At 50.6% G+C, this 22,168-nt stretch carries 20 protein-coding genes and 1 tRNA gene; 7 read left to right on the top strand and 14 right to left on the bottom strand.

Going from position 1 to position 22,168, the window contains the following annotated elements:
* Positions 1 to 36 precede the first annotated feature (36 nt).
* Positions 37 to 657, bottom strand: coding sequence for an arylesterase (locus tag P304_RS0100440; RefSeq protein ID WP_236613283.1), 621 nt, complete (start codon positions 655 to 657; stop codon positions 37 to 39).
* Between P304_RS0100440 and P304_RS0100435 the strand changes: the two genes are divergently transcribed.
* Together P304_RS0100435 and P304_RS0100430 are read left to right on the top strand one after the other, a co-directional pair.
* Entirely contained in the window at positions 649 to 1,341 is a 693-nt protein-coding gene (locus tag P304_RS0100435) for an ABC transporter ATP-binding protein (RefSeq protein ID WP_027388938.1), read from the top strand. The genes P304_RS0100440 and P304_RS0100435 overlap by 9 nt on opposite strands.
* Entirely contained in the window at positions 1,338 to 3,839 is a 2,502-nt protein-coding gene (locus P304_RS0100430) for an ABC transporter permease (RefSeq protein WP_027388937.1), read from the top strand. The genes P304_RS0100435 and P304_RS0100430 overlap by 4 nt, the downstream gene beginning before the upstream one ends.
* Before the next feature lie 12 nt (positions 3,840 to 3,851).
* On the opposite strand, the gene P304_RS13200 is transcribed toward P304_RS0100430, so the two are convergent.
* Both P304_RS13200 and P304_RS0100420 read right to left on the bottom strand, forming a co-directional pair.
* The gene (locus P304_RS13200; RefSeq protein WP_034763447.1) at positions 3,852 to 4,613 is read right to left on the bottom strand and encodes an N-formylglutamate amidohydrolase; all 762 of its coding nucleotides are present in this window, start codon (positions 4,611 to 4,613) and stop codon (positions 3,852 to 3,854) included.
* 7 nt (positions 4,614 to 4,620) lie between these two features.
* Complete coding sequence (locus P304_RS0100420) at positions 4,621 to 5,433, bottom strand: transglutaminase-like domain-containing protein (RefSeq protein WP_027388936.1); 813 nt, start codon at positions 5,431 to 5,433, stop codon at positions 4,621 to 4,623.
* A 238-nt stretch (positions 5,434 to 5,671) separates the two neighbouring features.
* Between P304_RS0100420 and P304_RS0100415 the strand changes: the two genes are divergently transcribed.
* The 3 genes from P304_RS0100415 to guaA all read left to right on the top strand — a co-directional run bounded on the left by P304_RS0100415 (position 5,672) and on the right by guaA (position 8,929).
* Positions 5,672 to 5,748, top strand: a tRNA-Pro gene (locus P304_RS0100415).
* A 151-nt stretch (positions 5,749 to 5,899) separates the two neighbouring features.
* A complete protein-coding gene (gene guaB, locus P304_RS0100410) occupies positions 5,900 to 7,369 on the top strand; it encodes an IMP dehydrogenase (protein ID WP_027388935.1) in 1,470 nt (489 codons plus the stop codon).
* 3 nt (positions 7,370 to 7,372) lie between these two features.
* Positions 7,373 to 8,929, top strand: a complete 1,557-nt coding sequence (gene guaA / locus P304_RS0100405) for a glutamine-hydrolyzing GMP synthase (RefSeq protein ID WP_027388934.1) — start codon at positions 7,373 to 7,375, stop codon at positions 8,927 to 8,929.
* 176 nt (positions 8,930 to 9,105) lie between these two features.
* Here the strand turns inward: guaA and P304_RS13195 are convergent, their stop codons facing one another.
* From P304_RS13195 to P304_RS0100355, 10 genes are all read right to left on the bottom strand, one after another.
* Positions 9,106 to 11,010 carry an EAL domain-containing protein gene (locus tag P304_RS13195; protein WP_051321265.1) on the bottom strand — a complete coding sequence of 635 codons (1,905 nt, stop codon included), beginning with the start codon at positions 11,008 to 11,010 and terminating at the stop codon, positions 9,106 to 9,108.
* On the bottom strand, positions 11,007 to 11,522 hold the full coding sequence (locus P304_RS0100395) for a MogA/MoaB family molybdenum cofactor biosynthesis protein (protein WP_027388933.1): 516 nt from the start codon (positions 11,520 to 11,522) through the stop codon (positions 11,007 to 11,009). Before P304_RS0100395 ends, P304_RS13195 begins: the two co-directional genes overlap by 4 nt.
* Positions 11,512 to 12,177, bottom strand: a complete 666-nt coding sequence (gene queC / locus P304_RS0100390; protein WP_034763444.1) for a 7-cyano-7-deazaguanine synthase QueC — start codon at positions 12,175 to 12,177, stop codon at positions 11,512 to 11,514. The genes P304_RS0100395 and queC overlap by 11 nt, the downstream gene beginning before the upstream one ends.
* A gap of 4 nt (positions 12,178 to 12,181) precedes the next feature.
* Positions 12,182 to 12,805, bottom strand: a complete 624-nt coding sequence (locus P304_RS0100385; protein ID WP_051321264.1) for a site-2 protease family protein — start codon at positions 12,803 to 12,805, stop codon at positions 12,182 to 12,184.
* Positions 12,806 to 12,851: 46 nt separating this feature from the next.
* On the bottom strand, positions 12,852 to 14,519 hold the full coding sequence (locus P304_RS13190) for a methyl-accepting chemotaxis protein (protein WP_051321263.1): 1,668 nt from the start codon (positions 14,517 to 14,519) through the stop codon (positions 12,852 to 12,854).
* A gap of 170 nt (positions 14,520 to 14,689) precedes the next feature.
* Positions 14,690 to 16,378, bottom strand: coding sequence for a SulP family inorganic anion transporter (locus P304_RS0100375; RefSeq protein ID WP_034763441.1), 1,689 nt, complete (start codon positions 16,376 to 16,378; stop codon positions 14,690 to 14,692).
* A 78-nt stretch (positions 16,379 to 16,456) separates the two neighbouring features.
* Entirely contained in the window at positions 16,457 to 16,816 is a 360-nt protein-coding gene (locus tag P304_RS0100370; RefSeq protein ID WP_152514452.1) for an MGMT family protein, read from the bottom strand.
* Positions 16,791 to 18,125, bottom strand: a complete 1,335-nt coding sequence (gene dnaB / locus P304_RS0100365) for a replicative DNA helicase (protein ID WP_027388928.1) — start codon at positions 18,123 to 18,125, stop codon at positions 16,791 to 16,793. Before dnaB ends, P304_RS0100370 begins: the two co-directional genes overlap by 26 nt.
* A gap of 12 nt (positions 18,126 to 18,137) precedes the next feature.
* Entirely contained in the window at positions 18,138 to 18,707 is a 570-nt protein-coding gene (gene pth / locus P304_RS0100360; protein WP_027388927.1) for an aminoacyl-tRNA hydrolase, read from the bottom strand.
* 21 nt (positions 18,708 to 18,728) lie between these two features.
* Positions 18,729 to 19,670, bottom strand: a complete 942-nt coding sequence (locus P304_RS0100355) for a ribose-phosphate diphosphokinase (protein WP_027388926.1) — start codon at positions 19,668 to 19,670, stop codon at positions 18,729 to 18,731.
* A gap of 162 nt (positions 19,671 to 19,832) precedes the next feature.
* Between P304_RS0100355 and P304_RS0100350 the strand changes: the two genes are divergently transcribed.
* Together P304_RS0100350 and P304_RS13185 are read left to right on the top strand one after the other, a co-directional pair.
* Positions 19,833 to 20,852 (top strand): aspartate-semialdehyde dehydrogenase, encoded by a 1,020-nt coding sequence (locus P304_RS0100350; protein ID WP_027388925.1) that lies wholly within the window; start codon positions 19,833 to 19,835, stop codon positions 20,850 to 20,852.
* A gap of 66 nt (positions 20,853 to 20,918) precedes the next feature.
* Positions 20,919 to 21,344, top strand: a complete 426-nt coding sequence (locus P304_RS13185) for a thiol-disulfide oxidoreductase DCC family protein (RefSeq protein ID WP_051321262.1) — start codon at positions 20,919 to 20,921, stop codon at positions 21,342 to 21,344.
* Between the two features lie 11 nt (positions 21,345 to 21,355).
* Here the strand turns inward: P304_RS13185 and hisJ are convergent, their stop codons facing one another.
* Positions 21,356 to 22,096, bottom strand: coding sequence for a histidinol-phosphatase HisJ (gene hisJ, locus P304_RS0100340; protein WP_027388923.1), 741 nt, complete (start codon positions 22,094 to 22,096; stop codon positions 21,356 to 21,358).
* Between the last annotated feature and the right edge of the window lie 72 nt (positions 22,097 to 22,168).

The raw sequence follows: 22,168 nt of genomic DNA, 5'->3' as shown, positions 1-22,168 counted from the left end.
AGGTTTCAAACGAAACTCACATTTTGTCGGGAATGCTTACTGTATCGCTTCATAGAGCAACGGCCATACTTTTTCAAGCAAAATTGGCTGTGCATCGGCTGTTGGGTGAATGCGATCACTTTGCATCAGTTGCGGAGTATCACCGACTGACTCCAGAAAGTTCTGTACCAATAATGCATTAAAACGTTTGGCTACTTCCGGGTAGAGCGCCGCAAAACTCTGTGTGTATCGCATCCCGTAACTGGGAGGGATTTGCATGCCAACAAGGATGGCTTTTGCTCCAGATTCTTGTGAGGCTTGAATGATAGTCGTGATATTTTGACGGATGCGCTGAAGCGGCGTACCGCGCAAACCATCATTACCGCCCAACTCGACAATCACTACCGCTGGGGCATGTTCAGCCAGTAAGTCATGAATACGGCTGACGCCACCTGCGGTTGTTTCGCCACTTATACTGGCATTTATAACTGTATGGGGGAAGTGTTGCTCTCTGAGTCTGTGCTGTAGTAAGCTCACCCAGCCTTCTTCCTGACGTATTCCGTAGGCAGCGCTCAAGCTATCACCAAGCACCAAGATGATTGGTTTTGGTGTCGCAACCGCTAGCGCAGGAGAGAATGCCATCAATATCATGCAAAAAAAGAGGATTCCATGTCGCATATTTCCCTCACTTCCGCTGCCATCGCCTGTCATAATGTGAGTAAAACATTTACCGGCAGCACTGAAACACTTTCTATCCTAGCTGGAGTAACACTCGAAATCAAGCAGGGCGACACTATCGCCATAACGGGCATATCAGGTTCAGGGAAAACTACCTTGCTCAGTATCCTCGCTGGACTCGACCGCCCAACTGCTGGCGAAGTGTGGCTGAATTCTCAGCGCATCGATCAGCTTGACGAAGAGGCGCGCGCCGCAGTTCGGCGCGGCACGGTCGGCTTTATATTTCAATCGTTCCATCTGCTGCCACACCTCACGGCGCTGGAGAATGTTCTGCTGCCACTGGAACTCACCGCTCACCGCAACCCGCACGAGCAGGCGACGGAAATGCTGCGGCGCGTCGGATTGGCCAAGCGGCTCCACCACACGCCGCAACAACTTTCTGGCGGTGAACAGCAACGGGTGGCGATTGCGCGAGCGTTTGCTATTCATCCGGCCATTCTTTTTGCCGATGAACCAACCGGAAATCTTGACCATGATAATGGTCATTTGATTGCCGACCTGCTGTTTACGTTGAATCGCGAGCACGCCACGACGCTGGTGCTGGTAACCCACGACCTTGATCTCGCCAAGCGTTGTCAACGTCATGTTGCGATGCATAACGGAACCGTTCAGGAAGTCGTATGAATCTCTCCTTACAACTCCGGCTCGCCTTCCGTTTTCTCTATCGCGAGCGCAAAAGTCGTGCATTGCAAATTCTAAGTGCCGCGTTGGTTCTCGCCGTTACGGCACTCTCAACAGTTCTTTTTCTTGGCGATCGCGTTTCCAGTGCTATGCGGTATCAGGCGCTCTCAATGCTCGGTGCCGACATCACCATCACCTCGCCACAACCGCTTGCCACGGAAATAGTCCAAACCGCCTATGAAAAGGGCCTGCGCTTTGACCAAATTGCGGAATTGCCAACCATGCTGTTTTACCGCGATGAGATGGTGCTTGTTTCACTCAAAGCCGTTTCCAGTGGCTATCCCCATCGTGGAGCGGTACTTGTCAGCACGGCTTTGCATGACGAACCACACCGCGCCAGCACACCACCGCCTGCCGGAACGTTGTGGGTAGAACCCGGGGTTTTATCTCTGCTTGGCGCGCAACTTGGTGACTCCGTCGAAATCGGAACACTCGCTTTGCAGGCTACTCACCATATTGAGCAAGAACCAGATCGGGCTACTGGCGGGTTTTTGTCCGTCAACCCACGGGTTATCATCGGCTGGGGCGATCTACACGCTGCGGAGTTAGTGGTTCCCGGCAGTCGCATTCAGTATCGTTATCTCTTTTCGGGTGATGCCTCGCAGGTCAGCGAGTTTCAGGCATGGGTAACAGCCCAACTTGGCCCGCATCAACGGATACTGGAGTTGAGCGAAGAACAGCCGGGAATCGCTTCAGCACTCACGCGAGTCCGTCACTATTTAGCACTCGCGACGGTTGTTACGGTACTCCTTTCCGGTATAGCTATTGCGCTGGCTGCGCACGAATATACCCGCAGTCAAGCACTTGGTATGGCGTTATTTCGTTGTATTGGCGCGAGCCGCGCTGAAATCACTCGCCATACCGTTTTTCAGGTTCTTACCATCGGCGTAGTTGCCAGTACGGTTGGGCTTCTGCTTGGATATGGCCTGCAGATGAGTTTTATTGCGGCATTGCGGCCATTACTCCCTTCTATCATCCCCGCCGCATCGCTGTGGCCAGTTGGTATTGGTTATGCTGCTGGAATAGGTGTGCTGGGCGCGTTTTCGCTCCCTTCACTGTTCACGTTGCGCACTATTCCGCCCATCGTATTGATGCGACAGCAGGCATATCTGGCAAAACCAACGCTTCTGCTTTTGCTGGTGGCCGGGGGCATCGCCATTGGTGGGTTAACATTTTTTGCCGCACCCACTGTGCTTGTCGCAGCTCTGTTTCTCTTGGCCATCATGGGGTTATTCCTTGGCTACTATCTGATCGTTACGTTGTTGTTACGTCTTGCTAAAAAGAGCAGCACGCGCATTCCTACACTGCTGAAAGCGGGGCTTCGCAGTTTGGTGCGTCATCCGGCAGCCGCAAAGACTCAGATTATTGCCTTTACTATCAGCTTTAGTGCACTGGCCATCGTCACGCTCTTGCGTACCGATCTCCTTGCTACGTGGGTCGCGCAAATCCCTGACGATGCGCCAAACTACTTTGCCATCAATATTCAGCCCCACGAAACAGAACCTTTTCTGCGTGTGCTGAGTGAGAATGGAATCGATGCGGTTACGCTTTTTCCTGTTGTGCGGGGACGTCTTACGGGGATTAACGGAATGCCTGCCCGCCAGGCTGTGCCGGAAAGTGCACAGGAAGATAATACGTTGCGGCGTGAACTGAATCTGACATGGGGTGATACACTCCCTGCGGGAAATCTGGTTACCGCAGGAACATGGGAAACAGACCGAATGGATGCTCAGATGCCTCACGTCTCGTTAGAGTCAGGCGTGGCGGAACGATTGCACCTCGCGTTAGGTGACACGTTGGAATTTACGATTGGCCATCAGACTGTGCCGGCGATCGTCGGCAGTATCCGCAGTGTCGAGTGGAACAGTTTTCAACCAAACTTCTACGTTATCTTCCCTTCAGGGACACTCGATACTTTTGCCACGGCGTATATGACCAGCATCTATATTGATCCATCCAAACGCCATCAGGTGCGGGAACTGTTGCGACCATTTCCTTCCGTAACCCTTTTTGACGTCAATCATATCGTGGCACAGGTTGATGCACTTCTGCGTCAGACGATGCTGGTGGTTGAAGCGGTTTTTCTCTTTGTGCTTGCAGCGGGAGTAATTCTTTTATTTGCCAGTATTTTGGGAAGTTCTGCAGCGCGCCTTCAAGAAAATGCACTCCTCAGAAGCTTTGGCGCTTCACGACGCTACCTGTACGCGACAAATATTGGTGAGTTTGGCATTCTGGGGTTCTTTTCGGGAATATTAGCGGCACTGAGTGCCGAAGCGTTTACCGCATTGCTGTACGGCAAACTCTTTGATTTGACGTGGTCGCCACAGTGGATCATGTGGGTTACGCTGATTCCTGCTGCAACGGTGATTATTATTGGGGCGGGATTTCTGGCCAGCTATTCTGTTTTACGGTCTAACCCGTTAGATCTCTTGCGAAACTGATGGTATCGGGTGCTACGTTACTGAATTCAGCGCGTTTGCCAGGCAAGCGGCCCAATGGGTTGTCTGGGCTTCCGTAGCGATTTCGTCACGCCGGATTTCCAGCATGACGTGCTGTATGCCCCGTTTGCTGGTGTGATGCGGTAGGGTAAAGTCGATGTCGCTGTCAATCTGGTAAGGCTGGTTGTTGCCTATCTCTCCTGAAATGTACTCCGGTAGAAGCGTGAGGAGTTGGTCGGCTAGCCGCCGGTCTTTGCCGTAGCATACACCAATGCTCCACGGGCGGTGCTGACCACCTAGACTCGGAGTAAAGCTATGCAAACCTACCAGGAGAGTTTTGGCCGGATTGCGAACTTGGAGCAGTTCGTCAATGGCCTGTTGGTACGGGAAAAACAGCTCACGTTGACGACGTAGCTGTTCGGCCTCGCTCAAGTGTTGATTGCCCAAAATGGGCACCCCGTCACTGATGGTTACTATCGAACCGCTGCTGCCCGGCATCCGGTTGCAGTCAATCACAAGGCGCGAATAGTTGGACAAAATCACCGTGGCGTCAAGTTGCGCTGAAAGGAGCCGAGCGACATTGGCCGTACCCGCATCCCACGCAATATGTTTTTCGAGTTGCGATGGGTCAAGCCCGAGCTGCTGTAAGCAACGTGGAACACGATTGGAAGCATGATCGCAGACGATTACGATAGGGCTGCTACCGTTCGCACGTAGTATGTCAAAGGCTGGTGGCTCGTCGTGTGCCAAGAGCGGATGAGAGGTGTTGGTGTTCATGAGGTTTTTATGAATTTGGTATTTCGTCCCTGTGAACGATAAACCGTTTCAGGGTATTGGCGCCAAATGTATTGCTGATGGCGGCGTCGGCGGCGTCGCGCCCTTGCGCAATCAGGATTCGACCACAGCGCCGTTCGTTATTGCGTGGATCAAAGATATGCCAGCGTCCTCCGAGATACACTTCCATCCAGGCCGCAAAATCCATCACGCTGTACGGTGGTGTCATGCCGATATCGCTGAGATAGCCGGTACAGTAGCGAGCGGGGATATTCATGCAGCGGCAAAAAGCGATGGCGAGGTGGGCGAAATCACGACAGACGCCAGTGCGGTCGTTAAAAACTTCCCATGCTGTTTTTGTCGGGCTGGAGTATTCGTAACCAAAACGGATGTGAGTATGCACAAAATTACAGATGGCCTGAACCCGCTCCCATCCAAAGGGAGAATGGTGAAAGAGCTGCCAAGCGATCTCTGAAAGGCGGTCGGTTTCGCAATAGCGACTCCCAAGGAGATAGACGAGCGTGTTGGCGGGTAAATCTTCTATTGGATGTTGTTGAGCGAATATATCGACTTCGTCTGGGAGTCCGGAGTCACGGATAACGGCGCTTGTCGATATGCGGATATCGCCCTCTGGGGCGACCAAGCGGCTGCACCAATTGCCAAAGCCATCGCGGTATTGGTCGAGAGGAACCGCTGGAACGGTCGTAATGTGATCGACGCTGACGAGGTCGGCTACCCGTGAGGAGTGTACATTGAGCGTTAAAATCATCGGTGTCGGTTGTGGGCAACTATATTCTAATTCATAACCAACTCGAATTTGCATGGTCTGCTCCTCTGGATGCATACTGTTAACGGGTTTATTGAGCACGAGGATCTTGTGGAGCCGGTACGATAACGTAATCAGAAAGAAACAAATCAACACATGGTACGCTCAAGATGTCACACTATTGAAAAAAAAGAAAAGTATGTTTTTCGTCGGTTGAGTTACAGCGTTGCGCGATAATTTTACGGCATTAGAATCTTGACATGGTGACCTGACGGGGAGTATAAGGCTCCTTCGTCGGAGCGTAGCGCAGCCTGGTAGCGCACACCCTTGGGGTGGGTGGGGTCGTCGGTTCAAATCCGGTCGCTCCGACCATCGGTATGAATTCGGAGGTTTGGAGAAGGGAATCTTCTCCAGGCCTTTTTTTCTTTTAGTAAATGACGGTAATGTTCGGTACACTCTGCTTTTTTGTGAGTAACACCAGAAGTTTATTACCCGGAAACAATTTGATGACGGAGGTTCCAGCATGCTCCAGGCGAACATCAAAGAGTGCCTGACTTTCGACGATGTCTTACTGACACCTGCGTACAGTGAAGTCCTGCCACACGAAGTTGACACCACGACCCAATTAACGCGCAACATTACCCTGAAAATCCCTATTGTGGCCGCAGCAATGGATACGGTCACCGAAGCCCGTTTAGCGATTGCTATTGCTCAGGAAGGCGGTATCGGCATTGTGCATCGTAATATGTCGATTGAGCAACAAGCCGATGAAGTTGATAAGGTAAAACGTTCTGAGTCTGGGATGATTGTCGATCCGATAACGATCCATCCCGACGCCATGATTGCTGATGCCGAAGCCTTAATGTCCAAGTATAAAATCAGTGGTGTCCCGGTAACAGTCGATAATAATCGCCTCGTTGGGATTTTAACCAATCGCGACCTCCGTTTCTGCAAAGATCACACCCACAAAGTTTCTGAATATATGACGTCAGAAAAACTCATCACCGTCCCCGTCAACACCAACCTTGAAGATGCTGCGGATATCCTGCACCGCCATCGCATCGAAAAACTCTTAGTGGTCGACGAAGACATGACACTCAAGGGTTTGATTACTACGAAGGATATAGAAAAGCGCCAGAAATACCCGAATGCCTGTAAAGATCAACTCGGTCGTCTGCGTGTTGGCGCGGCGGTAGGAACGGGGAGCGACACGTTTGAGCGTATCGAAGCCCTGGTCGCTGCCCAAGTTGATGTTATCGTGATTGATACCGCTCATGGTCATTCCAAAAAAGTTTTGGATGTTGTCAAAGAAACGCGCCAGAGGTTCCCCGCTCTGGAAATCATCGCGGGCAATATTGCCACGAAAGAAGCGGCGGCGGCGCTCATTGAAGCTGGTGTCGATGCGGTTAAAGTCGGGATCGGGCCGGGGTCGATTTGTACGACGCGGATTATTGCCGGTGTTGGCGTGGCGCAGATTTCGGCTATCGACGATGTGGCACAATACTGCGACCCATTAGGGATTCCTGTCATTGCCGATGGTGGCATCAAATATTCTGGTGACGCCGTCAAAGCGCTCGCCGCAGGGGCGAATTGCGTGATGATTGGATCACTTTTTGCGGGAACAGCGGAATCGCCAGGCGAAATCGAGCTGCTGCAAGGCCGGAGTTATAAAGTTTACCGTGGTATGGGATCCGTCGGTGCGATGAAGCACGGCAGTAAGGATCGCTATTTCCAGGGGAATGTTAAAGAGGATAAGAAGCTCGTCCCTGAAGGGATCGAAGGGAAAGTCCCTTTCCGTGGCACGCTCGCGAATAGTACACACCAGATCATGGGTGGTATTCGCTCAGGGATGGGGTATTGTGGCTGTGCCACTATCGACGACTTGCGTAAAAATGCCGTTTTTATCCGCATCACGAGCGCTGGCCTGCGTGAATCGCACGTTCATGATGTTATTATCACTAAAGAAGCACCTAACTATTCGACTGAGAAATAATCCATGCACGATATTAACGCCAACAAAATCCTGATTCTCGACTTTGGCTCACAGTACACGCAACTGATTGCGCGGCGCGTCCGTGAAGCGCAGGTATATTGCGAAATCCTTCCGTTTAATACGGCTTTTGAAACTATTCGTAACTTTGGTGCGCGTGGCATCATCCTTTCCGGCAGCCCGTCTTCCGTCTACGCCGCGGAAGCGCCATTGCCCGATCAACGCATTTTCGATCTTGGTTTGCCGATACTTGGCATTTGCTATGGCATGCAGCTTATTTGTCACCTGAATGGTGGCGTGGTGGCGCACTCCGCAAAGCGGGAGTATGGGCGAGCCGAGTTGACGATTGACGATAATTCCGACCTGTTTGCCAACCTTGATATTGTGGGCGATAAATGTACCGTCTGGATGAGTCATGGTGATAAGTTAGAGCAAATGCCGCAAGGATTTAAACCGATTGCACATACCGCAAATTGTCCGATAGCAGCTATTCGTAATGCGGAACGCCGCATTTGGGCGATCCAATTCCATCCTGAAGTTGTCCATTCCTATCAGGGTGAAGTGATGTTGTCGAACTTTGTCCATCGCATTTGCGGTTGTGAATCGTCATGGAATATGGCGAACTTTATCGAATCGCAAATCGAAGGGATTCGCGAGCGAGTTGGTAATCGTCGCGTCCTGTGTGCCCTTTCCGGTGGTGTTGATTCCTCGGTTGCCGCAATTTTGATTCACAAAGCGATAGGCGATCAACTGACGTGTGTTTTTGTCAATAACGGCCTGCTGCGCAAAAATGAAGCCGAGTACGTGGTCAACACCTTCCGCAACCATTATAAAATTAACCTCCATTACGAAGATGCTTCGGATCGCTTTCTTGATAAACTCGCGGGCGTGACCGATCCCGAAAAGAAACGGAAGATCATCGGCAACGAATTTATCTACGTTTTCGAAGACTGCAAGAAACAGCTGGGAGACTTCGACTTTTTGGCACAAGGGACGCTCTATCCCGACGTGATCGAATCGGTCAGCGTCAAAGGCCCTTCGGCGGTTATCAAAAGCCATCACAACGTTGGCGGCTTGCCAGATGATATCAAGTTTGAACTTCTTGAGCCATTCCGTGAACTCTTTAAGGATGAAGTGCGGCTTGTCGGGTTGGAACTTGGCATGCCGGAAGAGATTGTCCACCGTCACCCCTTTCCAGGGCCAGGACTTGGCATCCGCGTACTGGGCGAAATTACTCGTGAGCGGCTAGAGATTCTGCGGAATGCGGATCATATCGTGATTGAAGAGATTAAGATGGCGGGACTCTACCGCGAAATCTGGCAACTTTTTGTGGTGCTGCTCCCGGTTAAAACCGTTGGCGTGATGGGTGACGAACGGACATACGAAAACGCCTGTGCCGTACGCGCCGTGACCAGTGTCGATGGTATGACAGCCGACTGGGCGCGTATTCCGTATGACGTGCTGGCGCAAATATCGAACCGCATTATCAACGAAGTCAAAGGGATCAACCGCGTGGTATACGATATTTCGAGTAAACCGCCGGGAACCATTGAGTGGGAATAAGCGCTAACGCTCAGTAATCTGGGCTTTTGAAAATGTCGAATACAAAGTGTGGCAGTGTCTTGGTCGGTTTTTGCCGATTAAGGCGCTGCCTTTTTTTATGGCACCGCGAGTTATTCACCAACATCACACCCATTTACACCCATTTTTCAAGGGACAAGATGAACGCCCCGTGTGCTTTATGTATTGCCCACACACTTCGCAATGGGTTCAGGCTGATGCAGATGGAATCCTTGAAAATAATCAATTCCCATTGCGAGGCCTTTTTCCAGTACCGCTTCAGAGTGGACAAACTCCGCAACGACTTCGATATTGAGCTGTTTGGCGAAGGCGACAATAGTGCGTACGGTTGCTTCGGAGCGGTCGTCATGATCGATATGCCGCACCAGCGAGCCGTCAATTTTCAGGTAGTCCGGACGGAGTTTGATAATGGTGTCAAAATTTGAGTAGCCACTACCAAAGTCATCGATGGCGATTTTACAACCTAACCCGCGAACGGTTTCAACAAAGGCAAAGAGTTGCGAGGTGAAGCGGATTTGTGTGCTTTCCACGATTTCAAAAACCAGCGTTGTTTTGCGGCCATAGTGTTTTGCCAGCAGGGCATAGAGGAGCGACATAGTTTCTTCGTCTTGAATGTCTTCGCTCGACAAGTTCAGTGAGAACTCACCTTCTGTGATCGTTTCGAGAAAGGCAAACAGTTTGCGTATCATCATCTGCGAGAATCGGTCATACGTGCGGGCTTTTTTGGCATGTTCCAGTAAGTTAAATGGTGAATGCAGAACGTTGTTCGGCCCTTCTATGCGCATGAGGCATTCTACTTTGAGTTTATCCGGTTCCGCGAGCGATAGAATTTTCTGGCCAAACACCTGAATGCCATTTGTCTCCATGGCATATTTAAGAATGGCCGTTGCTTCAGCACTGCGTGCAATCAATTGCTGTACTCCGGGGTCGGTATTGTAATCGACGAATGATTTCCCCATTTCACGGGCACAGCTTTGGGCAAACTCTGCTGCCATGATCAGGTTTGATGAATCGCGCGCCATACTGATACGAATGGCGATTTCCAGCGCCGTATCGTCAACGATAATGTCGTGTGTCGCAAAAAACGCTATCAGCGCGTTTGCCAGATTCGCCATGTTAAGTTTTTCGTCAGGCATCGAATGCAAGAGGGCAAACTGATCCCCATTGAGGCGATACAGTGAGACTTCCACCGGAATAAGGTTGCGCAGCGTTTGGCCGATCTGAGCCAAGGTGCGGTCGCCAAATTCAAAACCGTAGGTTTCGTTGATTTCACGAAAGCGGTCGATATTCAACATGCACATGACGTGGGGAACGGGAGCGTTCAGGTCGCGCAGAAGTTTCTGGCGGTTGGGTAAGCCGGTGAGTTGGTCTGTGCTTTGTTCCTGAATGATTTTCCATTGATCCATCAGCGGTATAATATCGCTACGGATAGCTATGTATTCACCTATTTCGCCATTTTCAAGTCTGAGTGGGAGGATGGTGGTATCGACGGTGAACTCTTTTCCGCTTTTGCTGCGACTTGTGATTACCCCGCGCCACGTTTGACCACATTTTATGGTTTCCCATAACTCGCGAAATGTTTCTGGTGGGGTATTCGGATGGCGGACAATATTATGGTTTTTCCCGATAAGTTCAGCTGCGCTATAGCCAGAAAGGCGGCAAAAAGCATCGTTCACATGCGTGATGATGCCGCGTGTATCGGTCTTGGATACAATCAGCGCTTCGTCAATGGCGTTTTTGTATTGGTCAAGCAGGGCACTCTGGCGAAAAAATTCTTCCGTTGCACGTGCTATATTCGCGACTTCTTTGGGGGCGTTCAGGGCTTCCTGGAGCAGATCGGCTTTGCGAGTCAACAGTGCGGTTGCAATCCCTTCGAGGGGGCGCACGAGGAGCGTATGGATGCCGAACGAAAAGAAAATTACGCATACTAATGCGACTACGGCATATCCATAGAGTGGCGGCTGCGTGTTAGAAACGCTTGTGACAGAGTACGCAAAAAAAGTCACAAAGAAAATCGCAATAACCATGAAAAGCAGCCATGTTAAACGTGATCGAAGTGTCATGAGTGGTGCGCTCCATGTACGGGAACACCGCAATCTTCAGGATCGCCACAGAGTTTTTTGAGGGCGTGCAGCAGCGCGGGTTGAATGGCGGCAAGGTTTTCTACGGCACCTTTACGCGAGCCTGGTAGGTTAATGATCATAGTCGTGCCGACAATGCCGACGAGCGCACGCGATATCATGGCGTGTGGCGTTTTGAGCATACTTGCGGCGCGCATCGCTTCGGCCATGCCGGGGATTTCTTTTTCAATGACGACGCGAGTCGCTTCAGGAGTGACGTCGCGTGGCGATACACCCGTTCCACCAGTGGTGACGATCAGGTGATATCCGGTGGCGATAGATTCTTGCAATGCTGACACGATCATATCATGTGTGTCAGGGAGTATGCGCGCCATTGGCTCCATCTCAATGCCTATGCTGCTCAGTATTTCAATCAGTGCAGGGCCGCTGGTATCTTCGCGTTGCCCAACATACCCTTTGTCGCTCAGGGTAATGACCACTCCTTTAAATTTCACGGGTAACCTCCTGCAAAGCACGTTGAAATCGTAGGCAGCTTTCACAGGTGCCGCACGGTTCACTGCTACCGCGGTAGCAACTCCAGAGTAAATGAGTAGGGATGTTACTCTCAAGTAATTCACGCATGATATCGGTTTTGTTCATCCGCTTCGTAGCACTGGTGACGCGCACTTTTTGTAGGGTCGAGTAGCGTAGAGCGTCGTTGGCGGCAGCAAGAAATTCCTCGGAATTATCAGGAAACGTCACGGCTTCTTCGGCATTAAACCCGACGATAATCTGTGTACACTGCAATGCTTCCGCATAGGCGGCGGCAATGTTTATGAACAAACCATTGCGGTTCGGAACCCAAACCGCTTTGGCGCTGGCATGGCATGCATGGGAGGAGTTGATGTCAACATCATCAGGTATCTTTCCGCTGTGCAGGCCGGAGCCGTCCACTTCTGCAAGAAACGGGAGTGGTATGATCTGATGCGGTACGCCCACGTGTTTGGCAATGGCGTTTGAGGCTGCCATTTCGCGTGGTGCGGCTTGTTGGCCGTAGTCAAATGTCAACGCCAAAGCGACTGAATTTGGGTGCTCGCGAAGGTGAAGCCAAAGTGCAACGGTAGAGTCGAGTCCGCCTGAAAGTAGTGCAATAGCGCGCGAATCACTCATAAAACTAATACACTCCAAATAGTGTTAAAATAGTGTTGATAATCGGGCGGATCACCTGCTGTGTCAGCCCGAGAAATACCAATGCCAGTATAATAAAAAAACCGTAGGGCTCAATTTTACCAAATTCATATGCTTGCCTTGGAGGGAGCATGCCGTACAGGATACGTCCACCGTCGAGTGGCAAGAGGGGTATCATGTTAAATACAGCGAGGGCAACATTTACTAAAACGCTAATCTGCACCATTGTAAATACGGTTGACGCAATGGACAAAGCGGTTTCGCTTTGAAATGACATGCCTTTCATGGCGTGGAAAATAAGCACACTGACTATCGCCAGCAGGATATTCGATGCCGGCCCTGCCAGAGCAACGTACACCATGTCGCGACGCGGATTGCGAAAATAGCGGGGATTAACCGGAACGGGTTTCGCCCACCCAATCATCTGTGTAATAACTAAGGTGAGCGTTCCAAGTACATCGAGGTGTTTCAATGGGTTGAGCGTCAGTCGCCCTTCGTTGCGGGCGGTTGGGTCGCCAAAGTACCACGCAACATAGCCGTGAGCGAACTCGTGGAACGTCACGGCAAAAAGAATGACGGGTATCGAATATATCAAGTTTTCAAAATTCACAGTTGCCCCTTGCTAAGAACCATTTGAAGGCTCCCAGCATAGTCGACTACGAGCGGATTTGCAATCCCCTCGGGGGTTTGTGGCCGTCAACAATAAAGCCACCAAGATGGTGTTTTACGTCGGCGGCAAGTTGGGCAAGATTATTGGCCGCACCTGCCACTTCTTCGGAGGCTTTTGCCGACTCTTCAGTAGCGGCAGAGACGCCCTGAATGTCATCACTGATTTGTTCCGACGTGCTATACATCTCATCCATAGAGATGGCATTGTGGCCGATTATCTGTTGTAGTGCGTGGATATTTTCCAGAATCACGTGGAAAGCACCCTCCGCTTCTTGAGAGAGGGCGGAACCGTGTTGCACTTTGATATTAACGTTTTCCATGGCACGTGTCATTGCCGTGATGCCATTTTGGATAGTTTTCACGATATCGATGATTTCTGCCGTCGAAACGGTGCTGCGCTCGGCAAGCTTGCGCACTTCGTCAGCAACAACCGCAAAGCCACGACCGGCATCGCCTGCACGAGCCGCTTCGATAGCGGCATTCAGCGCCAGCAGATTCGTTTGGTCGGCAATATCGTTGATAACCTGAATAACTTGGCCAACACGCACGGCGCTCTCCTCAAGAGAAGAAGCTGACTGCGCGGCACTGGTCACATGGCCAACGATTTCTTGCATTTCGCCGGAAGAGCGGCGAATAACTTCGCCCCCTTTATCCGCCGCGCCCAGAGCGGTTTCAGCATTGCGTTTCATCTCTTCGGCATTTTCCCGCGAAGTACTAATGGCTTGCGACATTTCTAAAGCGGCTGCCGCAATTTGAGAAACACTTTCGGCTTGCATGTTCATGGTGCTTGACATCTGGGTTGACGCACTGCTGAGCTGTTCGCTCGCCGATGCGACCCCTTCTGAGGTGGAACGAACATCGATAATGATGGCCTGAATTTTTTCAATAAATTTGTTGATCTGTGTCGTTGCTTCACCAATTTCGTCACGTGATATAACGGGGATGCGCTGCGTCAAGTCTCCTTCGCCGCTGGCTAACTCTTTGGTTTTCTTCGCCAGAGAGGTTGAAGAAATGATGATTGCCCGGAAAAGTAGTAGCATCGGGGTCATCAGAATCAGGAGTAGCACCCCGACGATGATGGCGAATTTGGTCACTTCCGCCCAAAACGTTTTTTGAATATCGTCAATATATACGCCTGTGCCGACTACCCAGTTCCACGGTTGAAAGCCAATGACGTACGATACCTTTTTTACGGGTTTTTCAAAACCCGGCTTCGGCCACATATAATCCACATGTCCTTTGCCACTTTGACGGACAACCTGAATAAATTCCATAAAGAGTTTTTTGCCGTTCGGGTCGCTAATGGCACTCAAATTCTGCCCGTCTAATTTGGGATTTGTGGGGTGCATGATCATCACGGGTTGCATGTCGTTAATCCAGAAATAATCACCATCGCCATAGCGTACGGACTTAATTGCGCGCAAGACAGCTTCTTTGGCTTGCGCTTCGGTCATTTTTCCTTCTTCAGTGAGCTTCCAGAAATCTTCGATGACTTTATGGGATGATTCGGAAAGATTCTTCACCATTTCCATTTTTGACTCGTATAAGCTGTTGTAGAGAGAGTAGAGTGAAAATCCAACGAGTGTGAAGGTTCCACTGGCAGCCAAAACGAAAAATACCAAGAGTTTACCCTTGATGCTGTGAAGAAAATCCATGTTAAATTCCTTTATGGTTTGTGTCAAAAATCTGACGGATAATGCAGTTGCCGGATCACTTTGTCAAGCAAGAAAATGAAACAATTTTGCTAGTTTTTTCCTTTTTTATGTAAAGTGTTTTGCAGTGACCTTCTTTTGGTTGCCTGTATTCGTAAGCGTATACGTATCTCTTAGGCGCGTAGTAGTTCATGTGCGCGCTCTAGCGCCCGATCAATATGATCTAACACATTCTCGTTGCCAATCTGTGCGATAAAGCCGAAGCGCTCAAGTTTCTTTTTCAGCTGAGGGCGTACGCCCGAAAGCACGACTTGCGTCCCTTGGCGTCGACACCGTTCGTAAAACTCTTCGAGCGCATGCATGCCGGTGGCGTCGATAACTGGCACATGTCGCATCCTCACGATAAACACCGGAGTTGGTTTCTGCAGAATGTCCAATGTCCGCCCCAAACGATCAGCAACACCAAAGAAAAACGGCCCGTTGATTTCGTAGACTTCAACCCCATCGGGAATTGATTTATGCCGGATGTCATCAGGATCGGCGTCATTTTCCTGTTCGTTATCATAACTTTGCAGCTCGAGGCGGCTGATGTGCGAAACCTCGCTAATTCGTTTAATAAAGAGGAGCGAAGCCAACAAAACCCCTACTTGCACGGCAACCGTTAGGTCGATGAGGACGGTTAAAGCAAAGGTCGTAACGAGCACCAGCACGTCGCTGCGTGGAGCTTTCATCAAATGCTTGATACTCTCAATTTCACTCATATTCCACGCCACAACAACCAAGATAGCGGCCAATGCGGCCAGCGGAATTTTTACTATCAAAGGTGCCAAAAAGAGCATGATCAGGAGGAGAAAAAAGGCGTGCAGCATCCCCGCCACCGGTGTACGTGCACCCGACTTAATGTTCGTTGCTGTTCGCGCGATGGCTCCTGTGGCAGGAATCCCTTTGAAAAGTGCGGACGCGATGTTAGCGATCCCTTGCGCGATAAGCTCGGTATTCGATTTGTGACGATGCCCTGTCATACCGTCTGCCACCACTGCGCTGAGGAGCGATTCAATAGCTGCGAGCAGTGCGATGGTTAAAGCATCGGGAAAGACGGCACGAATTTTTTCGAAACTCCATACTGGGAGCGAAGGAGTCGGCAACGTACTTGGGATAGCCCCAAAACGGGATTCAATGGTTTCTACTGGCAATTGAAAGAGCCAGACGGCAACCGCGCCGAGAATAACAACTACAATTGGGCCGGGAATTTTGGGTGTGTAGCGGCGACAAGCCAGAATCAAAAGGATGCCAACAATTGCCAATACGGTGGCTTCCAGGCTGATAGTGTGAAGTGATTGACTATAGGTAGTCAGCTTGCCGATAAAATCGGCTGGCAGTGTTTCAATCTGCATACCAAAAACATCTTTAATTTGTGAAACAAATATAATCAACGCGATACCCGCTGTGAAGCCTGTAGTCACCGGATAGGGGATAAACTTAATCACCGTGCCAAGTCGAAAGAGCCCCATCAGCACCAGCATTATGCCCGCCATAAACGTGGCAAGTAACAATCCATCGTATCCATGACGCATGATAACAGCATAGATAATAACGACGAATGCTCCTGTCGGCCCGCCAATCTGGTGGCGACTTCCACCCAGCGCGGAAATCAAGAAACCAGCAATAATTGCGGTATACAAACCCTGTTCGGGAGCAGCGCCCGAGGCAATAGCAAACGCCATTGCGAGCGGCAATGCGACAATCGCTACCGTGATGCCCGCACTCAGATCAGCAAAAAAAGCTTCGCGGGTGTACCCTTCGCGCCAGCACTGAAGGCTTTTTGGGGATTCGATGGTAAGGAACGACTTCAACAAAGACATGGGAAAAGACCTTTCTCTGTCACTTCGGGCAGAAGGGAAATGAAAAGCAAATCCGGTATACGCCGATTATTGAAATTTTCAAGTAGGGAAATGGAAAATTTGCCGAGGGTCTTTCAGGGCGCTATTGTGAAACTCAACCCCTTCGGCAGTCAACAAAGTGAGTTTTTTTGCGATCTGCTCCCCTTCTCTTTGCCCCGAAAAGCCACCAATACACAGGTTTGACGTAATCACACGATGGCAGGGGACATCCGGCGCGAAAGGGTTGCGGCGAAGTGCTTGCCCGACGGCTTGTGCCGAACCGCACCCCAGATAGCGAGCCAGTAACCCGTACGTGGTTACTGACCCTCGCGGAATCAACAAAAGGGCGGCATAGACGCGCCATTGAAAAGGGGTGATGGGCTTGTGGGTGGGTTTAATAATGCTGCTCAAGATTTTCAAAACGTGTCAACTCCTTCCGGAACAGGAGCTTTGCTGTTCCTGTCGGCCCGCTTCGCTGCTTGCCGATGATCACTTCAGCAATGTTCCGATCCGCCGTATCGGGGTGATACACTTCGTCACGATAAATAAAGAGGATAATATCGGCATCCTGCTCAATCGCTCCTGATTCGCGCAAATCCGATGGCATAGGCCGTTTATCGGCACGCTGTTCCACGCTACGGTTCAACTGGCTGAGCGCCAACACGGGAATGTGCAGTTCTTTGGCTAACGACTTCAACGAGCGGGAAATTTCCGAAATCTGCTGTTCGCGGCTTTCTTTATTCCCGCCACCGACGAGTTGTAAGTAGTCCACAATCACCATATCAAGCCCTTTATCGGCCTGCAGACGGCGGCATTTGGCGCGAATTTCCAGCACGGAAATACTTGGCGTATCATCAATGAAAATATCGAGTTCGCTCAGTTCTCCGGTCGCAAGCGCCAGATTCGACCAATCTTCCTTGTTTAAATTCCCCGTCCGCACCCGTCCCGCGTCAACACCGGCTTGCGAGCAGAGCATCCGCATAACCAATTGTTCTTCGCTCATTTCCAACGAAAAAACCGCAACTTTATGATTGCCATAGCGCTCCTGCGCGGCGTTTTGTGCAATGTTCAGCGCAAAGGCGGTTTTCCCCATCGCCGGACGTCCGGCAATAATAATCAGGTCAGAAGGCTGAAAGCCGCTCGTCATATTATCCAGATCAATAAAGGCGCTTGGCACGCCAGTGATTTTGGTCTTTTTTTCATAAAGCGCTTCGATCCGCAAATAGACGCTTTTAGTGATTTCAAAGATGTGGTGAAAGCTCTTTTTGACGCGGCCTTGCGAAATCGCAAAGACACGGTTTTCGACATAATCGAGCAGGTATTCCGAATCCTGATCGCTTTGATACCCTTTTTCCACCACCTCGGTGCCAACTTCAATCAGCTGTCGCGAAATCGACTTTTCCTTCACGATTTTGGCGTAATAGGTGACGTTCGCGCTACTGACCGTTTGCGAAGTCAGCGCGACGAGGAACGTCAACCCGCCGCATCGCTCCAGCAGTTGTTTCCGTTTGAGCGCTTCTGAAAGGGTTAAATAGTCAGCAGGCTCGCCACGGTTAAACATTTCGCACAACGCTTGGAAAACATGGCGATGCGATTCAAGGTAAAAATCCTCGTAGCCAATCACTTCAACGACTCGCGCGATGGCTTTATCGTCAATCAGGCATGAGCCAATCACCGCTTGTTCGGCTTCTAGGCTATGGGGCGGGACTTTGATGATACTGTTTTCCATAGAACCTCGGAGTTATTTCCCTTTGCCGTTAAACGTATTCATAGCAACCGTCAACCCATCGCGCACAACGCATTCTACCGCATCGGCGCTGCGTAGCACAAATGATTCAAGTGCCCCTTTTTCTTCACCCGAAAAACCACTCAGCACATAATCGGCAACCGCCATTGGCGGTGTCGGGCGACCGATACCACAGCGGACGCGAATCGATTCCGCACCACCACACTTGCGGACAATATCGCTCACGCCATTGTGTCCCCCGGCGCCGCCACCGCGCCGAAGGCGCAGCGTGCCAAACGGCAGGTCGAGATCGTCATGGATCACGATGGTGTCCGTAATGGGAAGTTTGTACCACGTTAATATTTGTGAAAGCGCATTACCACTGAGATTCATAAAGGTTTGCGGCTTAACGAAAACCACCCTTTCGCCAACGAGTGTTGCTTCGGCTATGCGTGCACTGAATTTGTCGCGAAACGAAACGACCGAAGCCCTTTTTGCAAGGGCTTCGATAACATGAAATCCAATATTATGCCGTGTCTGGCTGTACTTGTCGCCCGGATTGCCGAGTCCAACGATTATCTGCATATCACGCAACAACTCGCTTGGTTACACAAAGAGCGAACTAATACTTTTTGAATGGTTAATCCGGTTGATCGCGGTAGCAATCAGTTTCGCTACCGTCACCACCCGCACCTTATCGCAGCCACCATTGCCACCTTTAAGCGATATTGTATCCGTTGTTAAAACCTCTTTAAACGGCGTCTGATTGATCCGCTCAATGGCAGGGCCACTGAAGACAGGATGGGTGCAAACCCCGTAAATATCGTTGGCACCGCGCTCTTTCAGAGCGTGGACCGCGTGACAAATGGTTCCCGCGGTGTCAATAATATCGTCCACAATCGCAAGATTTTTCCCCTCAACATCGCCGATGACGTTCATCACTTCGGCCACGTTGGGAGCGGTACGTCGCTTATCAATCATTGCTAAACCTGCATCAAGTGCCTTAGCAAACGCCCGCGCCCGCTCCATGCCACCAGCATCGGGGCTGACAACCACAAGGTTATCGAGTTGTTTTTTGCGGATATGATCAACCAGAATCGGCATAGCATACAGGTTATCGACGGGAATATTGAAGTAGCCCTGAATTTGCCCCGCGTGCAAGTCCATCGTCAACAGGCGTGTGACACCGACCGTTTGCAGTAAATCGGCCACCATCTTGGCGGTGATCGGTACGCGTGGCTCAGCTTTGCGGTCTTGTCTGGCGTAGCCAAAATACGGGATAACGGCAGTGATGCTGTTTGCCGAAGCACGCTTCAGCGCATCGCACATGATGAGAAGTTCCATCAAGTGTTCATTCACGGGGCTGCACGTTGATTGCACCACGAAAACATCACGACCGCGAACGTTTTCGTTGATTTTCACGCGCGTTTCTCCGTCGCTGAAACGTCCGACAAAAGCATCGCCCAGCGGCATTCCTAACTCGGTGCAAATCATCCCCGCTAATTCGCGGCTGGCATTCCCTGAAATCACTACAATGTCATTTTTCATCACTCAAGCTCCTCATCTCAAAGTACCGTTATCAGAAAAAATCAAAGATGGTTTATGCCCGACTCCGCAGATGCAAGCAAGAAAAAAGAGCTGAAATTTTTGTTATCCATGATATAAACGCCCCTGTTTAAAAATCTGAAGTGCCCTTTTTGGAGGAACACCATGTCTACGCTACAGAAAAAAGATCGCTACAACGTGGCCGTTGTCGGTGCCACTGGCGCGGTCGGAGAAGTCTTTCTTGACATCCTTGCAGAACGCAATTTCCCTATTGAAAACTTAACACTTCTTGCCTCGCCACGCTCTGCTGGAAAAAAGGTGACGTTCAAAGGGAAAGAATACACCATCGATGCCCTGACGAAAGATTCATTTAAGAATATTGATATTGCCCTGTTTTCGGCGGGTGGTTCGATCAGTAAAGAATTCGGCCCGATTGCCGCAGCGGCTGGTGCTGTTGTCGTCGATAACAGCTCGGCGTTCCGTATGGATGCAGGCGTGCCGCTGGTGGTTCCTGAAGTCAACCCGCAAGATGCCTTTAAGCATCAGGGGATTATCGCCAACCCAAACTGTACCACCATTATTATGGTCGTTGCGCTCAAGCCGCTGCACGACTACGGCACCGTTAAACGGGTTATCGTTTCTTCCTATCAGTCTTCTTCTGGAGCTGGTGCCAAGGGGATGTACGAACTACAAGATCAGGGACGCCAACATCACGAAGGGCAACCACTCACGATTAGCACGTTCCCGTATCAGCTTCTTTACAACGTCATTCCGCACATCGATACACCGCAGGAAAATGGCTATACGCGTGAAGAAATGAAGATGTTCTACGAAACCCGTAAAATTATGGGATTAGAAGATATCCGCGTATCGGCCACTTGCGTGCGCGTGCCGGTCATTTCGGCGCATTCAGAATCCGTTACCATTGAAACCGAAAAAGAGATTACTCCAGCCAAAGCGCGTGAACTGCTGAATGCGGCTCCTGGGGTAAAAGTGGTTGACGATTTGCCCAACAAAATCTATCCGATGCCGCTCTTTGTGGCCGGCAAAGATGACTGCGAAGTGGGACGGATCCGCAAAGATCTGGCCTTTGATAACGGCTTGACCTTCTGGGTTGTTGGTGATCAGCTTCGCAAAGGGGCGGCGCTGAACGCCATTCAGATTGCGGAATTACTGATTAAGTAATTCACTCGTACCACCTGTCGTTTCATCGGAATGGCAGGTGGTTTTTCTTTTGGTAGGTCGGTGACTATGCATGACAACGATGCCAATCCGCATTGGCAGCTAAAAATCCTCTACGATGGCGCTTGCCCATTCTGTCGCCGTACCATCGAATTTTTCCAAAATCGCAACCACCATGGCTTGCTCGCGTTTCAAGACATCGCCTGTGCTAGCTTTGTGCCAAGTGACTATGGCACCACGTGGCGGGAGCTGAATCGCACCGTCCACGCCATCCGACCTGATCGTTCGCTGATTACCGGTATGGATGTTTTTCGTCACGCGTACCGCGCTGTTGGGCTTGGGTGGCTTGCTGCTCCAACCGGATGGCCAATTTTGCGCCCTTGTTTCGATATCGCCTATCGCCTTTTTAGCCGCTACCGCGTGCCGCTCAGTCGTTTTTTTGGTGGCTACGGAATACCGCATGATGATGATTGTAATTGTGGACGGAAGCACTAATTGCTCTTTGGCTAATGCGTGTCCGACCCATATTGCAGCCGCACTCCCCGTTTTTGCAGTTCGGCAATAATCGCCCGCGTTGGGTAGATTTCCTGACAGGGCTTTTTTAATCCGCTCGTGTTGATTTCAACCGTTAACCCTCTCCCCGCCAACGCTTCAAGTGCTGGCAAAGCCGCTTCGAGCGCCACAGCAGGATCAATCGGGAAGTCAGGGCGGAATTTTTTGACCAAGTCAAAGTGGCCAATAGCAACAGGAAACGGGAAGCGCCACGGAGAGCGGATAGCACGAGCCAAGGTTTGATAATAGTCGTGATAGAGTAACACCACATTTCCTGAAAAATGGTCATCAAGTAACCGTTTCATTTCCGCCGCCGAAAAATCAACACAGCGATCATGCAAACAGTGCAGTGACAAAAGTGCGTGATCCATCCGGTGACCATAACGGTCAATAAAATCTTGTATAGTGGTTTCGTATCCGGGGAGATAATCAAACTCAAAACCAATGCGAACATCACACCGGGCGGCATATTTTTCGCGCAAGCGCTCCACTTCGTCGAGATACGGCTCAACATCCTGTGCGCGAATCGCACTATCTCTGAGGGGCGAAGGGTCGATACACCCTTCAGGGAATGGCGCATGTTCGGCAAAGCCGACCAGCGTTGCGCCCTGTTCCATCCGTTCCAGAAGGATCTCTTCGGTTGAGCGACCACTGCCGTGAGGGCAAAAGCCGGAGTGTACGTGCCAATCCTGCATATATTCTCTCCTGATAGGTGTTTCGCGCTGGAATTCCACACCGCGAGTGTACTATGGTGAAGCACAAAAGGA

This window comes from Chrysiogenes arsenatis DSM 11915 (assembly GCF_000469585.1).
Classification (GTDB): domain Bacteria; phylum Chrysiogenota; class Chrysiogenetes; order Chrysiogenales; family Chrysiogenaceae; genus Chrysiogenes; species Chrysiogenes arsenatis.
The sequence above is the reverse complement of the archived record's forward strand: the minus strand, read 5'-3'. Positions and strand labels throughout refer to the sequence as shown.

Bases quoted from the DNA above. Each gene is read 5' to 3' on its own strand.
- P304_RS0100420 (WP_027388936.1), bottom strand. From the start codon at position 5,433: ATGCAAATTCGAGTTGGTTATGAATTAGAATATAGTTGCCCACAACCG.
- P304_RS0100440 (WP_236613283.1), bottom strand. From the start codon at position 657: ATGCGACATGGAATCCTCTTTTTTTGCATGATATTGATGGCATTCTCT.
- P304_RS0100435 (WP_027388938.1), top strand. From the start codon at position 649: ATGTCGCATATTTCCCTCACTTCCGCTGCCATCGCCTGTCATAATGTG.
- dnaB (WP_027388928.1), bottom strand. From the start codon at position 18,125: ATGGAAAACAGTATCATCAAAGTCCCGCCCCATAGCCTAGAAGCCGAA.
- guaA (WP_027388934.1), top strand. From the start codon at position 7,373: ATGCACGATATTAACGCCAACAAAATCCTGATTCTCGACTTTGGCTCA.
- P304_RS13190 (WP_051321263.1), bottom strand. From the start codon at position 14,519: ATGGATTTTCTTCACAGCATCAAGGGTAAACTCTTGGTATTTTTCGTT.
- guaB (WP_027388935.1), top strand. From the start codon at position 5,900: ATGCTCCAGGCGAACATCAAAGAGTGCCTGACTTTCGACGATGTCTTA.
- P304_RS0100355 (WP_027388926.1), bottom strand. From the start codon at position 19,670: ATGAAAAATGACATTGTAGTGATTTCAGGGAATGCCAGCCGCGAATTA.
- P304_RS13195 (WP_051321265.1), bottom strand. From the start codon at position 11,010: ATGACACTTCGATCACGTTTAACATGGCTGCTTTTCATGGTTATTGCG.
- P304_RS0100375 (WP_034763441.1), bottom strand. From the start codon at position 16,378: ATGTCTTTGTTGAAGTCGTTCCTTACCATCGAATCCCCAAAAAGCCTT.
- P304_RS13185 (WP_051321262.1), top strand. From the start codon at position 20,919: ATGCATGACAACGATGCCAATCCGCATTGGCAGCTAAAAATCCTCTAC.
- P304_RS0100350 (WP_027388925.1), top strand. From the start codon at position 19,833: ATGTCTACGCTACAGAAAAAAGATCGCTACAACGTGGCCGTTGTCGGT.
- queC (WP_034763444.1), bottom strand. From the start codon at position 12,177: ATGAGTGATTCGCGCGCTATTGCACTACTTTCAGGCGGACTCGACTCT.
- pth (WP_027388927.1), bottom strand. From the start codon at position 18,707: ATGCAGATAATCGTTGGACTCGGCAATCCGGGCGACAAGTACAGCCAG.
- hisJ (WP_027388923.1), bottom strand. From the start codon at position 22,096: ATGCAGGATTGGCACGTACACTCCGGCTTTTGCCCTCACGGCAGTGGT.
- P304_RS13200 (WP_034763447.1), bottom strand. From the start codon at position 4,613: ATGAACACCAACACCTCTCATCCGCTCTTGGCACACGACGAGCCACCA.
- P304_RS0100430 (WP_027388937.1), top strand. From the start codon at position 1,338: ATGAATCTCTCCTTACAACTCCGGCTCGCCTTCCGTTTTCTCTATCGC.